This is a genomic window from Thioclava sp. GXIMD4216, from assembly GCF_037949285.1.
Taxonomy (GTDB): Bacteria; Pseudomonadota; Alphaproteobacteria; order Rhodobacterales; family Rhodobacteraceae; genus Thioclava; species Thioclava litoralis.
In genome coordinates this window covers 426,846-446,182 of the sequence record NZ_CP149926.1, presented here as the reverse complement: position 1 = coordinate 446,182, position 19,337 = coordinate 426,846, and the positions used below count along the sequence as shown (strand labels likewise).

The following is a 19,337-nucleotide window of genomic DNA, read 5'->3' as shown; positions in this document are numbered from 1 at the left end:
ATTGCCGTGGCTGCACCCGAGGATAAGAAATCGGAAAAACCTGATGCAGCGAAGGATGAAAGCGTTACGCCTGAATCCGTCCCGGCCGTTCCGGAGCCTCTCTCAGACACCCTGACCGCGCAAAAGCCTGCCGATACCGCACCGGAGGCGGAAGAGGTGGAGACGGATGATCCGCTGGAAGGCCGCAACGAGGGGCTGGCGGAAGAAACGGCCTTTGGCAGCGATGATATCGTTGCCGCAGAGCAGGTCGAGGCCGAACAGAAAGAGGCCGAACAGAAAGAGGATGCGCCGGAGGCCGGAGATACCGCCCCCGTGGAGGCGGCGCCTCTTGCAGAGCCCGAGACGCCAGAGCCTGTGGTCGAACCTGCGGTCGCGCCGGTTGCTTCGCATACGGTTGTCGAAAAGCGGGGTGGTTTCGGGGCGCTACTGGCAGGCGGCGTTGTGGCGGCGGTCATCGGGGCTGCTGCCGCGATCTGGGCATTGCCGCAGCTTCCGCAAGATCTTCAGGCAAGGATTTTCACGCCGCAACAGGCCGTTGACAGCTCTGCGCTGGAAGGATCCGTGGCCGATCTGTCGTCGCAGGTTAGCGCGTTGCAGCAAAGCGTTTCGGCGCTACAGGACAATATGGCGGCAATGGGCCAGTCTCAGGGGCAATCTGGGGGGGGCGATATCTCTGGCCTGCAAGAGCAGATCACTGCGCTGCAGTCCAAACTTGAAGGGGTGACCGGACCCAATGCGGCGGCCGCCGAAGAGGCAGAGCGCCGTGCCCGTGCCCGCGCGGCCATTGCGCAAATCCGCGCTGCGCTCCTCAATGGCACCCCGATTGCCGAACCCGTGGCACAGGCGCGCGATGCAAAGCTTGATGTGCCGGAGGCGCTAGGGATCGAACCCCAAAGCACCAAGGCACTACAGGAGGCCTTCCCCGCGCCTGCACGGAGCGCACTGGATGCGGCCCGTCGCGCGGATGCCGGAGATAATCTGGGCGCCCGCATAGAGACGTTCCTTCTGACGCAGACAGGGGCGCGTTCCGTGGCCCCGCAAGAGGGCAGCGGGCCGGATGCCGTGCTGTCGCGTGCGCAGGCCGCTGTCGATGCGGGGGACTTCAAAACTGCCATTACCGAAATTTCTGCCCTTCCGCAGGTGTCGCAGGACATTCTGTCGGGGTGGGTTGCTCAGGCACAGAAACGTGTCGCCGCTGAGGAGGCAGTCGCTTCGCTTGCCTCGCAGGTCCAATAAGGAGGGACGGCCATGCTTTGGTCTTTCATCAAAATCGCTGTCTTTCTGATTGCGGTCACCGGTGTCACTTATGGCGCGATGACGCTGGCCAGTTCGGCGGATGGGGTGCAGGTCGTTCTGGCAGGGGTGGAATATAACCTCGGTCCGGTTCAGGCGATTATCGCCGCGCTCGTGCTGATCCTTGCCGTGTTCATTTTCCTGAAACTGGTGGGCTTTGTGGTCGCGCTTTTGCGGTTTCTCGTGGGTGACGAGACCGCGTTGACCCGCTATTTTGACCGTTCGCGCGAGCGTCGCGGTTACAAGGCGCTGGCCGATGGCATGATTTCTGTCGCATCGGGCGAGGGGCGTCTGGCCTATTCCCAGGCCAAGAAGGCGCAACGCCTGCTGGGCCGCCCCGAGCTGACCAATCTTCTGGTCGCGCAGGCGGCGGAAACCAAAGGGGACACCAAGAAAGCGACAGAAGCCTACAAGCTTTTGCTATCGGACCAGCGCACCCGTTTTATCGGTGTGCGGGGGTTGATGCGCCAGAAGCTGGCCGAGGGCGATACCGATACCGCGCTGGCGCTTGCGCAGAAAGCCTATGCTCTCAAACCGTCGCATGAGGAAACGCAGGATACGCTGCTCAAGCTCTCGACCGAGAAGGGCGAGTGGAGCGATGCCCGCAAGGTGATCAGCTATAAGCGGCATAGCGGTCTGCTGCCGAAAGATGTGGCCAAGCGCCGTGACGCGGTGCTGGCGCTGCAAGAGGCCAAAGGTATTCTCGACGAGGGGGCCAGCATCGAGGCCCGCGAAGCCGCGATTGCAGCCAATAAGTCCTCGCCCGATCTGATTCCGGCGGCGGCCCTGGCGGCCCGTTCCTATATCGAGAAGGGCAAGCCGAAGAATGCAGAGCGGGTGATCCGCAAGGCATGGGAGGCCCAGCCGCATCCGGATCTGGCATCTGCCTATGCGGCGATCCTGCCCGACGAGACCCCGCAGGCGCGCCTGAAGCGCTTCCAGAAGCTTTTGGTGCTGCGCCCCGATCACGAAGAGACCCGTCTTTTGCGGGCCGAGCTGAATATCGCGGCGGAAAACTTCCCCGAGGCGCGTCGGGCGCTGGGCAATCTGGCCGACACCCATCCCACCTCGCGCGTGCTGGCCATCATGGCTGCGGTAGAGCGTGGCGAAGGCTCGGATGACGCGGTCGTTCGTGGCTGGCTGGCCAAGGCGCTGACCGCGCCGCGTGGCCCGCAATGGTGCTGTGACGCTTGCCAGAATATCCAAAGCGAGTGGACACCGGTCTGCGATAATTGCGGTGGGTTCGATACGCTTAGCTGGCGCGAGCCGCCGAAATCGGACCAGCCCCTGCCGCATGGGGCAGAGATGCTGCCGTTGATCGTGGGGGCTCCGGCCGTGATGACCGAAAGCGAGGCAGAGCGGAATGCCGAAGAGGCGGGGATCGAGGTTGAAGAGGCCGAGATCGTGACCGGGGCGACCGAAGAGCCTCCTGCGGATGAAAACAGCACGGGGTCGGACCCCTCGATGTCTGCCGGAACCGGAGAAGATCAAAAGAAATCCGCTTTGGGATAAAATAGGGGCTACACATCCCCGGCGCGGCATGCTAATTGCCGCGCCACACCGTACAGGTGTAGATTGGCTGGCAGAGCACATCATTCGTATCAAATGGGTCCGCCCGTGAATGAAGGAAGTGCAAAGCCAGTTACTTGCAGGCGGCCTAAGTCACAAATAGGGCCGTGTAAAAGAAGGATGCCGCTGTAGCTCAGCTGGTAGAGCACGTCATTCGTAATGATGGGGTCGGGGGTTCGAGTCCCTTCAGCGGCACCATCCTTCTTTGTGTAGTTGGACCATAAGAGTGCAGATTTGGAGCATAAAGCTACCAAACCGCAGTCAATATGGTAAATCCAACACACTTGGGTGTCTTGGCCGACACACTATCCCAAAATAGCAATACAGGTTGTCTGGCAATTCTCAGAAACGCCTCGTCGAACTACCTGCGACTGAGGTCGCAGGGCCTATGCAGCGTCACATCAAGCGAGCGCCTTTTGTGGGTCGAATTCATTCCGCGCAAAAAAGCATCCATACCGATAGTTCTCTGCAAATGTCTGATCATGTCTCGAACGTGACATAATCAGACAATAAGGGCGGAAACCGGCCCTTCGCTGCGTGTTGCGTCAATGGCAGCTTCGGAAAAATATAGCCGCTTCGAAAGTTATTTGCTTAACTCTGACACGTAAAAGGCCGCCATTAAAAATCTAAGGCCTGCAAACAGTGCCATCAATACTCTGTGGACCTATGTTCGACGCGTTTCATCGGGCTGCGTGATCTTCGTTCCGAACCTACTGAGACTATCCAGTATGGCGCAGTCAGGGTTGTCGTCGTCACGGCATCTGGCCATCATCTCCTCGAGCCGCATTTCCAGAGCCTTGAGATCGGCAATACGTTTCTGGACCTCAAGAAGACGGGTATGGGCCAGGTCATGGACATCACGGCTGGCGCGCGATCTGTCGGCCAACAAAGCCAAGAGGCTTCGGCATTCCTCGAGAGGAAACCCCATCGCGCGCGCTTGAGAAAGGAACTGGAGCTGTTCGAGCTCCTTTGCGTCATAGAGGCGATACCCGTTGGGCGCACGCGACGGGCTGATAAGGCCGATCTCCTCGTAATAGCGCAAGGTCTTTACTGGCAGGCCGGTTGCTTTGGATATCTCGCCGATATTCATTTTGTCCCTCCATGTGCAACAGATCACAATAGCGCATCGAGGCAGCGGGAACAGGGTGGGGACCAGCACGTTGGGCCAAAAGCCGATCTTTTCGTCCTTCATGCTTGACCCTCCAGCTACTGGAGGCCCTATCTGGAGAGGCGGACCAACCAAAAGGACCCGCGATCATGAAAGACCACGCCCATTCCAGCCCTGTCACCCGCGATCCTGTTTGTGGAATGACTGTTGACCCCCATGCCGGAAAGCCCAGTGCCACGCATGATGGCCATAGCTATCATTTCTGCTCGCAGGGCTGTCACGACAAGTTCGTGGCCGCGTCCGAAGACTATATCGAGGCCAAGGATCCGGTCTGCGGCATGACGCTCAATCGCGGGACGGCGGTGCATTTCCACAAGCTGGAAGGCGAGAAGTTCTATTTCTGCTCCGAAAATTGCGAGAGCAAATTCAAGGCCGATCCCGAGGCCTATCTGGGCGATCGGCCCGCGCCCAAGGCGATGCCCGAGGGCATGCAATATACCTGTCCGATGCATCCCGAGATCGTCGAGGACCAGCCGGGTGACTGCCCGAAATGCGGGATGGCGCTGGAACCCATGACGCCTTCTGTCGATCAGGGGCCGAACCCTGAACTTGTCGATTTCCGCAAGCGGCTGTGGATCGCGGGGCCGCTGGCGGCGGCGGTGTTCATCCTCGAGATGGGGGCGCATATCGGGGTGCCGTTCGAGGACTGGATCGGGGCGCGGCCCTTCCTGTGGCTGCAATTCGTGCTGGCGACGCCGGTTCTGTGGCTGTGTCGTCCGTTCTTCGTGCGGGGCTGGAAATCCGTCACCAACCGCTCACCCAATATGTGGACGCTGATCGCGCTGGGGACGGCGGCGGCCTACGGGTTCTCGCTGGTCTCGCTGCTGGCCCCCGGTATTTTCCCCGAGGCGCTGCGCGATATGCACGGCCAGCCGCCGATCTATTTCGAGGCGGCAGCCGTCATTCTGGTGCTGGTGCTTCTGGGCCAGATCATGGAGCTGACCGCGCGCGAGAAGACGGGCGATGCGATCCGCGTGCTGATGGATCTCGCGCCCAAGACCGCGCGGCGGGTAAGTGACGCGGGCGAGGAGGATGTGCCGCTTGATCAGGTGCAGGCAGGGGACCGGCTGCGGGTGCGCCCGGGCGAGACGTTGCCGGTGGACGGGGCCATCACCGAAGGGGGCTCGACCATTGACGAGAGCATGCTGACGGGCGAGCCGGTTCCGGTGGAAAAGGCTGAAGGCGATACGGTGACCGGCGGCACGCTCAACAAAACCGGCAGTTTCGTGATGGAAGCGCAATCGGTGGGGGCGGAGACCACGCTCTCGCGCATCGTGTCGATGGTGGGTCAGGCACAGCGCTCGCGCGCGCCCATCCAGGGGCTGGCCGACCGTGTGGCGCTGTTCTTCGTGCCTGCGGTGGTGGCCTGCGCTGTGCTGGCTTCCATTGCATGGATGGTCTTCGGGCCGTCTCCGGCGCTTGGCTATGCAGTGGTGGCCGCCGTTTCGGTGCTGATCATCGCTTGCCCCTGTGCGCTGGGGCTGGCCACGCCGATGTCGGTAATGGTGGGCACGGGGCGCGGCGCATCCGAGGGGGTGCTGGTGCGCGATGCCGAGGCGTTGGAACGCTTTGCCAAGGTGGATGTGCTGGTGGTCGACAAGACCGGCACCCTGACTGAAGGCCGCCCGACGCTGACCGATGTGGTGGCCCTCGAGGGTGAGGAGGAGCGCATCCTGTCGCTGGTGGCAGCCCTCGAGCGGGGCTCGGAACATCCGCTGGCCGAAGCCATTCTGGCAGGGGCGAAGGACGCGCCGAAGATCGAGGCCGAAGGGTTCGAGGCAATTACCGGCAAAGGCGTGATGGCGCGGATCGAGGGCCGTCAGGTGGCCTTCGGCAACGCGGCCCTCATGCGCGATTGCGGGGCCGATCCCGATCAGGTCACAGACCGGATCGAGGCGCTGCAGGACGAGGGCAAAACGGCGATGATGCTGGCCGAGGCCGACCGGATCATCGGGGTTGTCGCGGTGGCCGACCGGATCAAGGACACAACCCCCGAGGCGATCAAGGCGCTGCATGAAGCGGGGCTGCGCATCGTGATGGCTACCGGCGATAGCGAGCGCACCGCCGCGGCCGTGGCCCGCAAACTGGGGATCGACGAGATCCGCGCCGGTGTCTCGCCCGAAGGCAAGGCCAAGCTGGTGGAGGAGTTGCGCAAAGGGGACGCGTCCGTTGCCATGGCGGGTGACGGGGTCAATGACGCACCTGCGCTGGCGGCTGCCGATGTCGGCATCGCGATGGGCACGGGGGCCGATGTGGCTGTGGAAAGCGCGGGTCTGACGCTGGTGAAGGGCGACCTACGTGGCATCGTCAAGGCGCGCAGACTGGCGCAGGCGGTAATGCGCAATATCCGCCAGAACCTCTTCTTCGCCTTTGCCTATAACACTGCGGGCGTGCCGATCGCGGCGGGTATCCTTTATCCGATCTTTGGGGTGCTCCTGTCGCCGGTGATCGCGGCGCTGGCCATGAGCCTGTCCTCGGTCTCGGTGATCGGGAATGCTTTGCGGCTGCGGGGACAGAAGCTCTGATCTCGGGAATGTGATCTGACGCCGGATCAGGCGCAGGGTAGGTTCTGAGCATGGTCACGATGCTCCGGCTCCTGCGCCCCGTTCTGGTGATGACGCTCGTGCTCTGGTCCGTTTTCGGGCCGGGGGCGAGCTTTGCATCCATGATCCAGCCTGCCGAGCGCTGCTGTGCCGCAATGGCCGAGCCTGACCATCACCATGAAGGCCATGCCCATAGCGCGTCCTGCACGATGGATTGCCTTCTGTCGCAGGCGACGCGGGAAGAGAGTGCGCAGCTTTCGGTCCGCCCGCTTGCCCGCGCTATGGACCGCTCGGGCTTCCAGCTCGATCTGGCCTCCGAGATCGTCGCACCGCTGCGCCGTCCCCCACGTCTCTGATCTTCGCCAAAACCTCTTCCCCAACGGTTTTACGGAGATTTCCAATGACCACATTGACCCGTCGCGGCTTTCTGGCCGCAAGTGTTGCCACATCAGCTGGCCTGCTTCTTCCTGCCCGCGTGAAGGCGCAAGGCGCCGCGCATAGCCTCAAGGCGACCACTCGCACCCTTGAGGTAAACGGGCGCGCCGCCACCGTTATGGGCCTTGTGAATGCACAGGGCACCCAAGGGCTGACCCTCGCCCCCGGTGAGCGTTTCCGCGTCGATCTGACAAATGATCTCGATATGGAGACGATCATCCACTGGCATGGGCAGATCCCGCCCAATGCGCAGGATGGTGCGCCCAATACCAACCCGATGCTGGAGGTGGGCGAGATCCGCGCCTATGATTTCGCACCCCGTGCGGGCACGTTCTGGATGCATTCGCATGTGCCCCAGCACGAGCTTGGCCTGCTGGCGGCGCCTCTCATTGTCCGGAGCGCCGAGGAACAGGCGGAGGACCGGCGGGAGGTCGTGATGTTCCTCCATGATTTCAGCTTCCTCGCGCCGGAGGAGGTGCTCGACCAGCTGGCCGGTGGCCATATGGAGGGCCATGATATGTCGGGCCATCAGATGGGAGGCGGCTCTGCGCCCCTGTCTCACCAAACTATGTCGCATGGGAATATGTCGGGCATGGATATGTCTAGCATGACCATGGACCATTCCAGCGAATCGGGAATGGATCATATGTCCGGTATGGCGATGGATCTGAACGATTTCGAGTTCGACGCCTATCTCGCCAATGACCGCACGCTCGACGATCCGGAGGTCGTGACGGTGGAAAAGGGCGGGCGCGTCCGTCTGCGCGTCATAAACGGCTCCTCGATGACCGCCTATTGGCTCGATCTTGGCGCGCTCGAGGGGGCGCTGGTCGCGGTGGATGGCGAGCAAGTCCAGCCCGTGGCGGGCAGCCGTTTCCCGATTTCTCCGGCTCAGCGGATGGATATCCTTGTGGATCTTCCTGCGCAAAGCGGGGCCTATCCGGTTCTTGCCAAGCGCGAGGGCAGCACCAAGCAGACCGGCCTTGTTCTGGCCAGCGCAGGCGCTACGATCGCAAAGCTATCAGGCGATGCGGAGACCGAAACACCGGCCGCGACGCAGGATCTAGATCTGGAATACCGGCTGCGGGCAGTGCAAAGCCTTCCCGCGCGCGAGGTCAGCCGTCACCACGATGTTATGCTGGGCGGCAGCATGGATCCCTATCGCTGGACGATCAACGGTCAGGTCTGGGCCAATCATGCACCCATTCCGGTAATCCATGGCGAGCGGGTCGAGATGACCTTCCACAACATGTCGATGATGGCGCATCCGATGCATCTACATGGCCATGTGTTCCAGGTCGTGGCGATTAACGGCCGCCGTTTTGCGGGGGCCAGACGCGATACAGTCGTGGTGCCACCGATGAGCATGGTCACCATCGCCTTCGATGCCGGAGAGACTGCGCGCTGGATGCTACATTGTCACCATATGGGCCACCTCGCGACAGGAATGATGACCGAGTTGCAGGTTACTACGAACGTCTAATAGAGCAGCCGAGCATGCATGCTCGGCTGCGTTCGAAAAGCTTGTATCGAGAACCTTGGCTCTATGCGGACCTCCCTCATTTGGTTTCTAATGTCCGGATTGGGCCGGATCGACGGCGCACCTGGGAGACATGTGCGTGCGCCGCCGCATGGCCGCTTTTAACCCTTACACGCCATTTGGTGGTACGCCGCCCGGTCAGAAAGGCCGGGCGGCAACCAGATTAGATCTTGTATGCCGAAACCATCAGCATCATCGGCCGTTCCATCTCTTCGGCCAGTTGCGGCATCGCCGCGATCTGATCCGGCGCCGGGGCAAATTCCTCGATCCGGCGCAGCGCGAAGCCTGCGGCCAGCAGCGTGTTGATCGTGGTCGCCAGCGTCCGGTGGTGCTTCAGCACACCCTCCGCGAACCAATCGGTGCGGCGTTCGCCCTCCATTGAATAGCCGTTGACCGGCCAGGTTTTCCGACCGTCCTTGTCCTTGATCCAATGCGGATAGGTCGCGGCCATGAAGATCGGGTGTTCTATAGTGAAAACCAGATCGCCGCCGGACGACAGCGCGCGGTGGATCGCACGCATCAGCCGCCCGAAGTCCTGTACGTAGTGGAAGGTTAGCGCACTATAAATCAGATCGAATGCGGCTTGCGGAAGATCAAGCGTGTCGAGATCGCCGATGCGATAGTCGATGGCGGCATCGTCAGTGTCGGCCCGGGCTCGGTCGATCATGTTCCGAGACAGATCAAGCCCTAGAACCGAAGCTGCACCGTTTTCTCGAAACCAGCGGGATGCCCAACCGAAGCCGCAGCCCAGATCGGCCACCTTCTTGCCTGTGACGTCCGGCAGCAACGCGCGGATGGCGGGCCATTCCGGCGCACCATCCAGCCCTTGCACCTGTCGGGGAAGCTGGCTGTAGCCAGCGAAGAAATCGGGGTCGTCGTAGATATTCTGTGCCATGAGTGTCTCCAGAGAAAGGGGGAGGACAAGGCACGTTTCCCACGCCAAAGCGCCTCGTCCATAAGGGCGAGGCCGAGGCTGCAATCAGCGTGGTCAGGTCACGTGATTGTCTTCCCGGCATCCCGCCAAGGGGATACCGGCCAACCGGGCGACAATGTGGATGTCTTTCTCAACCATGCGAGCAGTATTAACCGTGTGGCGAGAAAAGTCAATTTGACCGCTCTCGCGAAGGCCCGGGATGTCCGCTCTGCTGGCCTGGGCGCCCTAGTCCATGCTGCTCGGCGCCTTGAATGACCGGTTTGAGGAAGCTGCACTGTGGCGTTGGTGGTCCTGGCGAACGACGGGTATGGGCCGTCTGATCATCACCTTCAGCTTATTTGGGACCGCCATTCAGGAAGGATATGACTGCGTCAGAGACGTCTTGATGGATCGCCCGGCGTGCGTCCGAAGATACACCACAGATCGATGCATCACCTTCTTCCTCCATCAGGATCTTCGGTCCGGCTAACGTGCAAACGGAGAAGGCATCGAGTATCGATGCTTGGGGCAAGACAAAGGACGGAGTCTGCTGATCATCAGCCGATGTGCTCTCGGGCTTGCCAAGGGAAATCGATAGCGTCCGAACACCCGCCGGCACCGAACCCAGGTCTTCCGGATATTCCGGGTTTATGGCTATTACCGAAGTCACGCGGGGGTCTCGCGCCATCCCAGCCAGGCCGTCCAGGTTGGTGGCCGACATGTCGACGCCTTGGGCAGCTAACCACCCGCAATCCGGTCCGCGCTGTTCTCTGTCCGGCGCGCAAGAGTGAAGGTAGCTGGCGACATCAAACTCTGCTCCGCCGACGGACAGGGCAGCGGTCGCGCCAAGTGCGAATCCAGCGACTGATACCTTGGTTTCATCAACTCGCGGCCCCCAAGTCGTATCGGTCAGCACCAGGTCAATCGCGCGGCTGATGTCCCAGGGTCTTTGCCAGATTTCGTTCAGGGCAGCGGCCGCGTTGTCCGGGTGCGGTGCATTGACTTCGGCCACAACGAAGCCTGCCCGAGCGATGGCGGAACTGAGCCAGGCACCTGAATCAGGCGCAGATCGCAGGCCGCCATGTGACACAATCACCAGCGGGAGCGCGCTATGCGTGAACTCCGCATTTGGTGCTGCTGTAACCCCCTCGAAAACGGGATTTCCACCGACAGAGCCCGATGTTTTTGCCTCGGACGGATACCAGATCGACACGGACAGAGGGCGCGCGCCCTCGGATGTGTCCAAGAGATGAGCAAGTCCTGGAACAGTTTGAGAAAGAGAAGGCCCTGCGATCAGGATCAGAATCAAAGACAGACCAAATTTCATTCCGGAACTCCCCGTGTGGGCCAAAAGACTGTGTTCCTTTATCGTGGCCTTATAAAAGAAGGGCAATGTCCGGTTCGGAGAAGCTGCGACCAGCTTGGCCAGTCGAACGGATGTCGGCTCAGGGCCAGACACGTCGGTACCGTTGCGTGACCCTCGTATCGGGCAGCCGTACCGCCGCATGACCGGTTTGAGCCCTTTCCGGACGGGTAACCTCGAGCTAGAGCTGGCTGATAATTTTGGAGGGCATGATTTGGCTAACGCACTAGTTCCCGAATTTTCAGTCTCGGATTGGCGTCGTTCAAAGGCGTTCTATTGCGATGTGCTTGGTTTCAAGTGCGCCTATGAGCGTCCCGAAGAAGGCTTCTGCTATCTCCAACTTGGCGATGCGGAGCTGATGATCGATCAGATAGGACAAGGCCGCACCTTCGATGATGGGTATCTTCCTGTAAGCTATCCCTTTGGTATGGGCCTGAATGTTCAAATCCGTGTGCCATCTGTGGACCCGCTTGTTGAAGCTCTAGCCGACATCAACCACCCACTTTTTCTTCCTGTGGAGGAAAAATGGTATCGCGTTGGGGATGCCGAAGGAGGAAACAGGCAATTCGTGGTCGCCGACCCGGATGGCTATCTGCTACGGTTCTTTCAGGACCTTGGAATGCGTAGGCCCGGCGCTTGATGCTGGCCAAAGACGGAATGTCGGTTTCGTCCGCATTGCCGACATCGGGCTGCCGGGTCACGCTGCATGATGCCACGGACGGCCGGTTTGGGGAAGCTGCGCTCCAGCGGAGCCAGCTTGGCGAATGTCCGGACAGGGCCGGAATTACCGGCGCGACCTTTCTGCATCTGCAGAATGTTGCGTTAGCTGCATGTGGTAGTCTGGGCTCAAACCGGTCATGCGGCGGCCCCATCACGAGGGTCGCGCCACCCTATCGACGCGATCGGCCCATAGCCGCCGTTCACCAGGCTGGTCATCGCTGCGGGGTGCTTCCCTAGACCGGTCATTCATGGCTCCATGCAGCGTGATTGCTTAGGCCAACGTCAGCAACGCGGACAATGCCGCCGTTCGCCGGTCGCTGCTCCAGCTTAGGTCATCCTACCTCCGAGCAGCCATAGGGAAGAAGCGGGCGCTTTCATAACCTCACTCACCACGGCGCTACCACTTTTCCGACTATGCCTTCTCCTCGATGATCTCGGTTTGCTCACCCACGAGGATGAGCGTGTTCTCATGGTCGAGGAAGGTTTGCTCGTCTGGAAAAACCGCTTGTTCGTAGGTTTCTGATCCGAGCACGGCTTTCATCCCTTCAGGGCTATCGAACCAGATTTCGGCGGTGCCATCGAAGTCGGCCTGCGGGACGGGAAACTCGCCTTCCGTCGGGTGGGTCTGGATGTAGCGAAGCACATGGGTCTTTGCCTCCGGGATCGAACGGAACAAGGGCCCGTGTGTCTCACGGTGGTGCCGCACGAAGGCCGCGTGGTCGATATCCGGATTGCGCTTCAGAAGCATTGTCATCTTGATCATGGTCTTGGTCCTTCAGGGATGGGGGGTCCAGCGGGGCGCCGGGGAGTCCGTGGGCAGGTCGATGCCGCCGGGATAGGTCAGCAGCTCAAACAGCGTGCCCCAAGGCGCGCGCCCATAAATGCCTGCATTGCCGTCATTGTCTTCGTTGTTGGCCAGCGGATGTGGCCCCTTCAGCAGCGTGCCTCCGGCGGCCGTGAAAGCAGCGCATGCCGCATCGATGTCGTCGACGTAGAGGCCAAGGTGCGTGAGCCCGAGATCCTGAAGGCGCGCAGGATCGGACTGTGTCCCGTCTTCCATTCGGAAAAGCTCGAGGCTTGGCCCGTTGCCAATCCGCACGAGGCGCATGTGTTCGATCCGTGTTCCTGGCAAAAGACCCAGTTCCGCCTCTGGCCCTTCGCCTTCCATGTCGGGCCCTTCCTCTGGCAACACGTCGTAAAGCGTGACGGCTCCGAAAGCGTCGGACAGGAAGCGGGTCGCGGCCTCAATGTCAGGCACGGTGAGGCCCGCATGGTCCACAGCCCGAATTCCCGGAGCCGAGGCTCGTGCGCCAGCAAAGCCGGCGAGGTCGGTCACGGACGATGCGCCTCCGGTGGCAACCTCCTCAAGCGCTGCGTTGAACTCTTGGGTATGGGGTTGGGCAAGATGTGCTTCAAAGGCCGCGTCGTCGCGGTATTCCTCGAGCATCACCACCGCACCGCTGTCTTCGCTGAAGGCCTCGAAGCGGATGTTGCCCGCTTCGCGGCGCACCTGCTGCGCCAGCGTTTCCACTAGTGATGCCAGCCTTTCGGTCTGACCAACCTTGGGCGTTACCCTTGCGATCATCGTGCGTGTCATGGTCGTCTCCGTCTTGGGATACTGCGCTGCGGCAGTCACCGGGCCAACACGTCCCTGAGGACGCCCGTTCCGTTACAAACTGGAATGAGTGAGTGCTTCGGCTATATTTTTTCAAAACTTCATTCATGTGGAAATTTTACCGATGATCCAGTCCGTCACCCGCGCCCTCGAGATGCTCGATACGATCGCCCACGCAGGCGGTGCCGCCTCTCTGGGAGAGATTGCAGAGGGGGCTGGCCTGAAGACGACGACCGCGCACAATATCCTCAGAACCCTTCAGGATGCCGGCTACATCCGACGTCGCCCCGGCGACATGCGCTATCATCTCGGGGATCGCATCCTGAACCTTGCCCGTGTAGTGGGCGATGACGAGGTTCTCCGGCGCCGGTTGCGCCCCGCTCTGGAGGAGATGGCAGCCCAAACCAGTGAAACGGTGTTCCTCGCTGTCCCCTCCGGAGACGAGGTCTACTTTCTTGACGCAATCGAAAGCCCTCGCACTCTGCGCGCCTCGAGCCAACGTGGAGAGCGTCAGCCGATGGCAGGCTCAGCTATCGGTCTTCTCTTCCTGGCATTTCTTCCCGCTCTACGCCACCGGATGTTCGAGGTCCACGCGCCCCGCATCGGTCCGGGGATCGCGGCCGAAATCGACGCGATAGCTGAACGCGGCCATGCTCTTGACCAAGAGAACTGGTGCCCAGGCCTCAACTGCGTTGCCGTCCCTTGGCACGACGATGGGGAAGTCCGCGCCGGCTTCGGCCTCGCCGGACCAAGCAGCCGCCTGACTGCGACGCGGCTGGACGAAATGGCGCACATCATGAGCGAACTTGTATCAGACGCGTCCGCTCCGGGTCGGGGCTGATACCTGTCACAAAGGGCTCAAGCCGGTCATGCGGCGGTGCGGCAGCCCGATACGAGGGCCGCACCACTGTATCGACGTCTTCGGCCGATTGTGTTGAAAAACTCGGGTGGCTTCAGCACAGTGCAGGGTTCCAGAACGCCTGTTCTAACTTAGGGCTAAAGTGCCTCGCCAGAGAGGGCGATCTGACTTTCACCAGAATAAAATTCTCGGTGGAGCCCTGTGAGTGCTCGGTGAGAGAGTTTTTCAACACAATCGGCCCTCAGCGGGCATTCGCCAAGTCGGCCATCGCTGCGATGCAGTTTCCCGAAACCGGCCATTCGCTGCGGTTGCGAAACCAAGGCAAGAGCCTATTCAAACCTTTCGGACGGAGCGGGCTTTCGCTGCAATATGTAGGAAGGAACGTAGACCCGAGCATAATTGGTGAAACCGTCTCACCCTCGGGTAGCGTCTCTGCCAAAATTCAGGCCCGTACCTGCACGCGCTCACGAACACGGTTGTAAATTCTGATCTCCGGTTGATGCTCAAGTTCCACGACGACTGCGAACCGCTGATCAAAAACTTGGTCCACCGCCCAATGGGAGAGACACCGCACGACGAGGTAGTAGACCTCTCCGTACTCCCCCGTATCACGTTTGAAAGTTACAGAGGCCGTCTGGACTGTGTTACCCGCGCGCTCGTCCGATCCGGGTTGGAGCTTGCACTTAAACCTCGGAGGCACGGCTGGCGCTGCCCCCTCCAACGTCTTGTCTCGTTCGCGGAAGTGCTCAAAGAGCTCTGCCTCGTCGATGCCGCGCAGCAGTCGGAAATCCATTTTGGTGCCGAGATAGTCACTACGGGTGCGCCGGACGGGCGGGTCGTAGGCCAGGGAGACCCGGATCGTACGGTCCCCACCCGTTCGGAACTCAGGTGGGATGGGCAGTCTATATACTGCGAATTGATCCATCTCTAAGGCGTCCTCAGCGTAGAGGACGACACGATGATCATCCGAATAGGCGGCGCGGATGGGGTCAACGACACCGTTGCCTCCAATCCTGACGCGCTCGGCAGCTGTCATTACACCCAACCGTCGTTCGAAGGCATCAGGCGAGCGCGCCGCGCCCACGAGGAGCGCTCGTAAAAGGTTGGCAGACGCATTGGGCATACGGCGTAGTAGGCGCGCGGCTTTGTGGATCAATAGCGGCGCGGCGAAAGATGTGCCCCCGGCGGCAGTGAGGAACTGCTCGGTGTAGCGATGATTCAGCGTGATGACCCCCGCTGCGGGTAGACGCGGCGCGCCTGCCAAGCTGACCGAAGGTACGTCGAAGACGGCTGTGCCGCCGAGATCGACGACGTCGGGCTTTCGCACACCGCCCGCACCAGGTCCAACCCGTGTGAATGGCGAGGGCTCGCCCCATTCATGCGTAATCGGTCGAACATTTGCATCATGCGCATGCCGAGCGTCGAGGCCCGTCCCTCCCGCCACAGCGCCGACTGTCATGACGTTCGCTGCGCCCGCGGGCTCAGCCAACCGGTTTTCAGGCTCGAGCAGATAGGTTGGGTATACGGTTACCAACTCCTCAGACGTAGCTGCCATGAAGGGTCTCGGGCGCCCCCGATTGCCGGCGGAGACGACGATTAGTACGTCGAGCTCGCGAGCGAGCGCGTCAAGGGTCGCGGCCCAGGGACCAACGCGACCCTGTGGTAGGTTAGCGTTAGTATCGCCAAGAGACAGCACGAACAGCCTACAGCCTTGGTCCGCGTGTAGCGTGCGAATTGCCGTATCCATTACACGGGGCACGGTGCGTCTTTCGGGGAACCGGCCGTTGTCGCCCACGACCTTGGCCACGGCCAGACGTCCGACCGGCTCCAAGGAACCTGCTGGAATCGCGTCGCGTAGGTCACCGAAGAGTGCCGCTCCTGCGACTGATGTGCCGTGTCCCCAAACATCGGCAGCGCCTACTATGCCCTCGCCGAGGTGACGACCGACAACGAGCCCGTTTAGTAGAGGATGATCATTTACGCCGCTGTCGAGGATGCCGATGATCGGCGCACCCTCCGCCGGATCAAGGACAGGGGGCATCCTGCCCGCGTCCAAGGCCACCATCGGTTGGGCTACGAGATCCGGCTCCGGCGGTAGGTCGATGATCGCGATTTCGGGCACCCCGAGGAGGGGCCGAAGGCCGCGACCCGTCGCTTCCACGCGCATTACGGTTATGGAGGGCCCTATATAGGTGTCGTATACGGCTCCGCCTTGGGCGACAAGAAACTGTTCGATTTCCGCAACCTTCGCTTCGCGCTGAGGCCGGGTGCCGAACTCCCAGAGTTCGATGTCGAGGACGTACTGAACATCGTCCTGAAGATCCTCAGCTTCAGTGATGCCCTCAGCTTTGATCTTCGGCCCGAGCCGGTCACGCGGGGCGAGCCCTCCGATCCCATCAATTCTCCCCACGAGGCCGGCGTAGTTCGGATTTTTCTGACCCGGGTTGGCTGGCGGTGCGTCGAACTTACTGAGGCGGTCCATGAACTCAGTCAGGTCGCCTGTCGAAGAGAAGAGCAGGACAGTGCGATCCGCATCGCTGGAGACGACCAAGAGGCCGAGCCTCTCCCAATCGCTCTCGGCGATATGACCGTCAACTTGTACGCGAAGGAGTAGAGAGGGGTCGACGAAGGCGGCTGGCTTTGCGGCTATCTGCTCTGCCATCGCAGTCCGGGTCTCCGCCTGAAGGGCACCGCCATGACCGCCGCCGCGTCCGGGCGGGGCGCCGCCTCCGCCGGTTTTGCGGCGCGCGATCGGCACGCGGGCACGGATCAGTTGCAGGTGCTCGAGCTGTGCCATCCCCTGGTTCCTATACGGAAGTGGTGCCCGCACCACCTTCGCAAGCCCTCGCGCGCCGGCGTTCGGAATTGCGCAGGGCTGAGCGTAAGTGACCGTCTGTCACACCCGTGTTACCATCCAAGATCGACAGCTTGATCGCTTGTTGGGTGATCCGAGCCAGTTCCGCATAGGAACAACCCGTCAGGCGATCGACATAGATAGCCGGATCAATGGAAGTCGCCACGTTGCGGAAAGCGTGCCGCATATAAGCTTCGATCATCCGCGCGTTGGGTAGATCGAACCAGACCACCTCGTCGAATCTCCGCCAAATTGCCTGATCAAGCTGGCCCGCGAGGTTCGTCGCGGCGATCAGAAACCCGCCGGGCTCAATCTGCTCAATGAACATTAGTAGACTGTTGACCACACGGCGCAATTCACCGGTCTCGGTCGGCTCTTCCCGCGAGCGCGCAAGCGCGTCAAACTCGTCGAAAAATAGGACGCAAGGCTGGCGCCGTGCGAACTCGAAGGTCTTGCGGATGTTGGTGGCCGTCTCTCCGAGATATGACGACACGAGGCTGTCGAGGCGTACGTGGAAAAAGGGTAGCCCCAGTTCACCGGCAAACACCTCCGCGCACATGGTCTTGCCCGTGCCGGGCGGGCCGCAGAAGAGAAGCTTGGAGCGTACCTCGAGACCATGGCGGTGCAGGCGGTCCGCTTGCCGGAACTCGCGGATGATGCCGGCGAAAAGTTCCTTATTCTCATGCGACAGGTGAAGCTCGGCGGGTGTGCGCTGCGGCTCCACCCGCTGGATGAAATCGCGTGCCTCGTCCGGGAAGGGCAGGAGCTTACTTGCAGGAGCCGTTTGGGTCGAACCTTCACCGAGGCGATCGAGAGACTTGCGCAGGGAGCCCGCGAGCACTCGATTGCCCTTGCGCTCCTCCTCGCCGATGATCTGCTCGACTACGGTGCGGAATTTGTCATCCCGACCGTAGCTCGTTATGAGCTTTTTCATCAGTTCGCCGCGTGCCATTTCGCCTCCTTCGTCTTTCCCTCCATACCTGTTCGATAAGGACCTTGACAACAATAATTGAGGTCTTGGAGTCCTCGTAGCCAGACTGAGTGATGGAAATGCATGCTGGCGCGGTTCTTGAAGCCATCCCAGTCAGCTTTCGTAAATAGACGCAGGTCGAACCGGCCCGGCAGAAACGGGTCGCTGTAGTCACGCAGGCGCTCCCGTGCGCGTCTGAGCGAAAGGATAGACTGTTGCAACAGTATCGTTACCAGATTTCCGTGCGCTGCGTTGGCCCGCATCTTGATCCATATGGAACAACCTGCCGCACCCGCAGCCGTGAGGTCGAAGTCGCCTTTCTCGATGGTGTCCCGGGACATCATCCCTTTCGCGCACCTTGCCGCATTCGGAAAATGGGGCTCGGTGCCGTCATGCGGCGCCACAGAGCCAGCTCGTTCTTGGTCCACTCTTAATGTCGGCTTCTATCTTTGCAGGGTAATCGGATTGTCTCCGCGGCGAAGGTCCGCTCCCCGCCCTTTTTTGCTGGATAACGTTTCTGTTCAGTGACGAAGATCCGCCCGTCAGTAATAGTGCAGCCCGTTTTTTTAGATGAATCTTGGTTTGTAGCACGACGGTTCATCCGCGATGAATGGCTTGTCCCGAAACTTGCCTCTCGGCAAGCCATGCCTTCTGCCAAAGATAATATGCAGATTGACTGATCGGCGGACCTGCCAAGGCACGGACGACGGGCAAAATCTGCATGCCACTTTTGCCTTGAGCCAGCATTCGAGCCGCTGTCACCTGGCGCTGAAGCGTCATCACCAAAGGTCGCCCGGATACGGTATTAGAAGACTTTGCGTGGCGCAGCTCTCTTTGCGTTCGTTGGGACGTATTTTTCCGTTCCACCGCTGACAAGACCTGCAGCAACACCGGTACGGCTTGCCCAAGTTTCAGATCACAATCATCGCCTAGTTTGACATCGATAGAAGCACCCGCCCGATGCAGTGAAGATAGCCTATTCATGATTTCAGATGGTTGTCGTCCGAGGGGCCGCAGTCCTTCGAAGGAAATCGAGCACTCCTGCGATCGAGCGACACGCCGTATTCGACGTATCAAACTGATGGCTGCTTCATGGGATTTGTCGCAGTCTTCTGAAAAGTAGAATTTCACGCCGCCCCCAATGTTCATGATTTGTTTTATTCTGAACTTGTTGTCCTCTACTCGCAAGTGATTTTCTGAGTGAGTGAAAAAGTGCAAGAAGCGGTACTTTAATCAATATATAGCGCGACATAATGACGCACTACATATTGATAATAGTTCACAGTTTGACACAATGGATAAATGCTAAGTATTTGTAATTTTGTAATAATAATTAATAGATTGGTCTATCAGAGCAATTTTGCGTAGGTCAAGTTAGGACAGGCCATGCTTGCTGCTTTCCATTCCATACACGTATTTTCGAAGCCTCCTCCAAAACTTCCCTCAAAACAAATCTTGTACCGCGTCTTTTTACGGGCATGATTCTCTCATAGTG

General features: G+C 60.4%; 16 protein-coding genes and 1 tRNA gene. 8 read left to right on the top strand and 9 right to left on the bottom strand.

Annotation, left to right across the window (positions count from 1 at the left end):
- Positions 1–6: 6 nt before the first annotated feature.
- The 3 genes from WDB88_RS02260 to WDB88_RS02250 all read left to right on the top strand — a co-directional run bounded on the left by WDB88_RS02260 (position 7) and on the right by WDB88_RS02250 (position 3,060).
- Positions 7–1,236 carry a hypothetical protein gene (locus WDB88_RS02260; protein WP_339108585.1) on the top strand — a complete coding sequence of 410 codons (1,230 nt, stop codon included), beginning with the start codon at positions 7–9 and terminating at the stop codon, positions 1,234–1,236.
- A gap of 12 nt (positions 1,237–1,248) precedes the next feature.
- Positions 1,249–2,805, top strand: coding sequence for a heme biosynthesis HemY N-terminal domain-containing protein (locus WDB88_RS02255; RefSeq protein WP_339108584.1), 1,557 nt, complete (start codon positions 1,249–1,251; stop codon positions 2,803–2,805).
- Positions 2,806–2,984: 179 nt separating this feature from the next.
- Positions 2,985–3,060 (top strand) — tRNA-Thr (locus WDB88_RS02250).
- A gap of 466 nt (positions 3,061–3,526) precedes the next feature.
- On the opposite strand, the gene WDB88_RS02245 is transcribed toward WDB88_RS02250, so the two are convergent.
- The gene (locus WDB88_RS02245) at positions 3,527–4,054 is read right to left on the bottom strand and encodes a MerR family transcriptional regulator (RefSeq protein WP_339108583.1); all 528 of its coding nucleotides are present in this window, start codon (positions 4,052–4,054) and stop codon (positions 3,527–3,529) included.
- A gap of 65 nt (positions 4,055–4,119) precedes the next feature.
- Here WDB88_RS02245 and WDB88_RS02240 point away from each other — a divergent pair, with 65 nt between their 5' ends.
- The 3 genes from WDB88_RS02240 to WDB88_RS02230 are packed head-to-tail and all read left to right on the top strand — an operon-like array spanning position 4,120 to position 8,491.
- A complete protein-coding gene (locus tag WDB88_RS02240) occupies positions 4,120–6,555 on the top strand; it encodes a heavy metal translocating P-type ATPase (RefSeq protein WP_339108582.1) in 2,436 nt (811 codons plus the stop codon).
- Positions 6,556–6,605: 50 nt separating this feature from the next.
- Entirely contained in the window at positions 6,606–6,929 is a 324-nt protein-coding gene (locus WDB88_RS02235; protein WP_339108581.1) for a hypothetical protein, read from the top strand.
- Between the two features lie 44 nt (positions 6,930–6,973).
- Entirely contained in the window at positions 6,974–8,491 is a 1,518-nt protein-coding gene (locus tag WDB88_RS02230) for a multicopper oxidase domain-containing protein (RefSeq protein ID WP_339108580.1), read from the top strand.
- A gap of 220 nt (positions 8,492–8,711) precedes the next feature.
- On the opposite strand, the gene WDB88_RS02225 is transcribed toward WDB88_RS02230, so the two are convergent.
- Together WDB88_RS02225 and WDB88_RS02220 are read right to left on the bottom strand one after the other, a co-directional pair.
- Positions 8,712–9,443, bottom strand: a complete 732-nt coding sequence (locus WDB88_RS02225; RefSeq protein ID WP_339108579.1) for a class I SAM-dependent methyltransferase — start codon at positions 9,441–9,443, stop codon at positions 8,712–8,714.
- Positions 9,444–9,816: 373 nt separating this feature from the next.
- A complete protein-coding gene (locus WDB88_RS02220; protein WP_339108578.1) occupies positions 9,817–10,788 on the bottom strand; it encodes a hypothetical protein in 972 nt (323 codons plus the stop codon).
- A 178-nt stretch (positions 10,789–10,966) separates the two neighbouring features.
- Here WDB88_RS02220 and WDB88_RS02215 point away from each other — a divergent pair, with 178 nt between their 5' ends.
- Positions 10,967–11,464, top strand: coding sequence for a VOC family protein (locus tag WDB88_RS02215; protein ID WP_339108577.1), 498 nt, complete (start codon positions 10,967–10,969; stop codon positions 11,462–11,464).
- Positions 11,465–11,956: 492 nt separating this feature from the next.
- Here WDB88_RS02215 and WDB88_RS02210 read toward each other — a convergent pair whose 3' ends face one another.
- Positions 11,957–12,307, bottom strand: coding sequence for an EthD domain-containing protein (locus WDB88_RS02210; protein ID WP_339108567.1), 351 nt, complete (start codon positions 12,305–12,307; stop codon positions 11,957–11,959).
- 12 nt (positions 12,308–12,319) lie between these two features.
- Positions 12,320–13,141 carry an antibiotic biosynthesis monooxygenase gene (locus tag WDB88_RS02205; protein ID WP_339108566.1) on the bottom strand — a complete coding sequence of 274 codons (822 nt, stop codon included), beginning with the start codon at positions 13,139–13,141 and terminating at the stop codon, positions 12,320–12,322.
- A gap of 88 nt (positions 13,142–13,229) precedes the next feature.
- Between WDB88_RS02205 and WDB88_RS02200 the strand changes: the two genes are divergently transcribed.
- On the top strand, positions 13,230–14,000 hold the full coding sequence (locus tag WDB88_RS02200; RefSeq protein WP_339108565.1) for an IclR family transcriptional regulator: 771 nt from the start codon (positions 13,230–13,232) through the stop codon (positions 13,998–14,000).
- Between the two features lie 460 nt (positions 14,001–14,460).
- Here the strand turns inward: WDB88_RS02200 and WDB88_RS02195 are convergent, their stop codons facing one another.
- From WDB88_RS02195 to WDB88_RS02180, 4 genes are all read right to left on the bottom strand, one after another.
- Positions 14,461–16,815, bottom strand: a complete 2,355-nt coding sequence (locus tag WDB88_RS02195) for a S8 family peptidase (protein ID WP_339108576.1) — start codon at positions 16,813–16,815, stop codon at positions 14,461–14,463.
- A 10-nt stretch (positions 16,816–16,825) separates the two neighbouring features.
- On the bottom strand, positions 16,826–17,824 hold the full coding sequence (locus WDB88_RS02190; RefSeq protein WP_339108575.1) for an ATP-binding protein: 999 nt from the start codon (positions 17,822–17,824) through the stop codon (positions 16,826–16,828).
- Entirely contained in the window at positions 17,806–18,246 is a 441-nt protein-coding gene (locus tag WDB88_RS02185) for a hypothetical protein (protein WP_339108574.1), read from the bottom strand. The genes WDB88_RS02190 and WDB88_RS02185 overlap by 19 nt, the downstream gene beginning before the upstream one ends.
- 193 nt (positions 18,247–18,439) lie before the next feature.
- The gene (locus WDB88_RS02180) at positions 18,440–19,060 is read right to left on the bottom strand and encodes a recombinase family protein (protein ID WP_339108573.1); all 621 of its coding nucleotides are present in this window, start codon (positions 19,058–19,060) and stop codon (positions 18,440–18,442) included.
- Between the last annotated feature and the right edge of the window lie 277 nt (positions 19,061–19,337).

Coding starts and splice junctions, on each gene's coding strand:
- WDB88_RS02225 (WP_339108579.1), bottom strand. CDS start 9,443: ATGGCACAGAATATCTACGACGACCCCGATTTCTTCGCTGGCTACAGC.
- WDB88_RS02190 (WP_339108575.1), bottom strand. CDS start 17,824: ATGGCACGCGGCGAACTGATGAAAAAGCTCATAACGAGCTACGGTCGG.
- WDB88_RS02235 (WP_339108581.1), top strand. CDS start 6,606: ATGGTCACGATGCTCCGGCTCCTGCGCCCCGTTCTGGTGATGACGCTC.
- WDB88_RS02220 (WP_339108578.1), bottom strand. CDS start 10,788: ATGAAATTTGGTCTGTCTTTGATTCTGATCCTGATCGCAGGGCCTTCT.
- WDB88_RS02255 (WP_339108584.1), top strand. CDS start 1,249: ATGCTTTGGTCTTTCATCAAAATCGCTGTCTTTCTGATTGCGGTCACC.
- WDB88_RS02215 (WP_339108577.1), top strand. CDS start 10,967: ATGACCGGTTTGAGCCCTTTCCGGACGGGTAACCTCGAGCTAGAGCTG.
- WDB88_RS02210 (WP_339108567.1), bottom strand. CDS start 12,307: ATGATCAAGATGACAATGCTTCTGAAGCGCAATCCGGATATCGACCAC.
- WDB88_RS02195 (WP_339108576.1), bottom strand. CDS start 16,815: ATGGCACAGCTCGAGCACCTGCAACTGATCCGTGCCCGCGTGCCGATC.
- WDB88_RS02240 (WP_339108582.1), top strand. CDS start 4,120: ATGAAAGACCACGCCCATTCCAGCCCTGTCACCCGCGATCCTGTTTGT.
- WDB88_RS02230 (WP_339108580.1), top strand. CDS start 6,974: ATGACCACATTGACCCGTCGCGGCTTTCTGGCCGCAAGTGTTGCCACA.
- WDB88_RS02205 (WP_339108566.1), bottom strand. CDS start 13,141: ATGACACGCACGATGATCGCAAGGGTAACGCCCAAGGTTGGTCAGACC.
- WDB88_RS02245 (WP_339108583.1), bottom strand. CDS start 4,054: ATGAAGGACGAAAAGATCGGCTTTTGGCCCAACGTGCTGGTCCCCACC.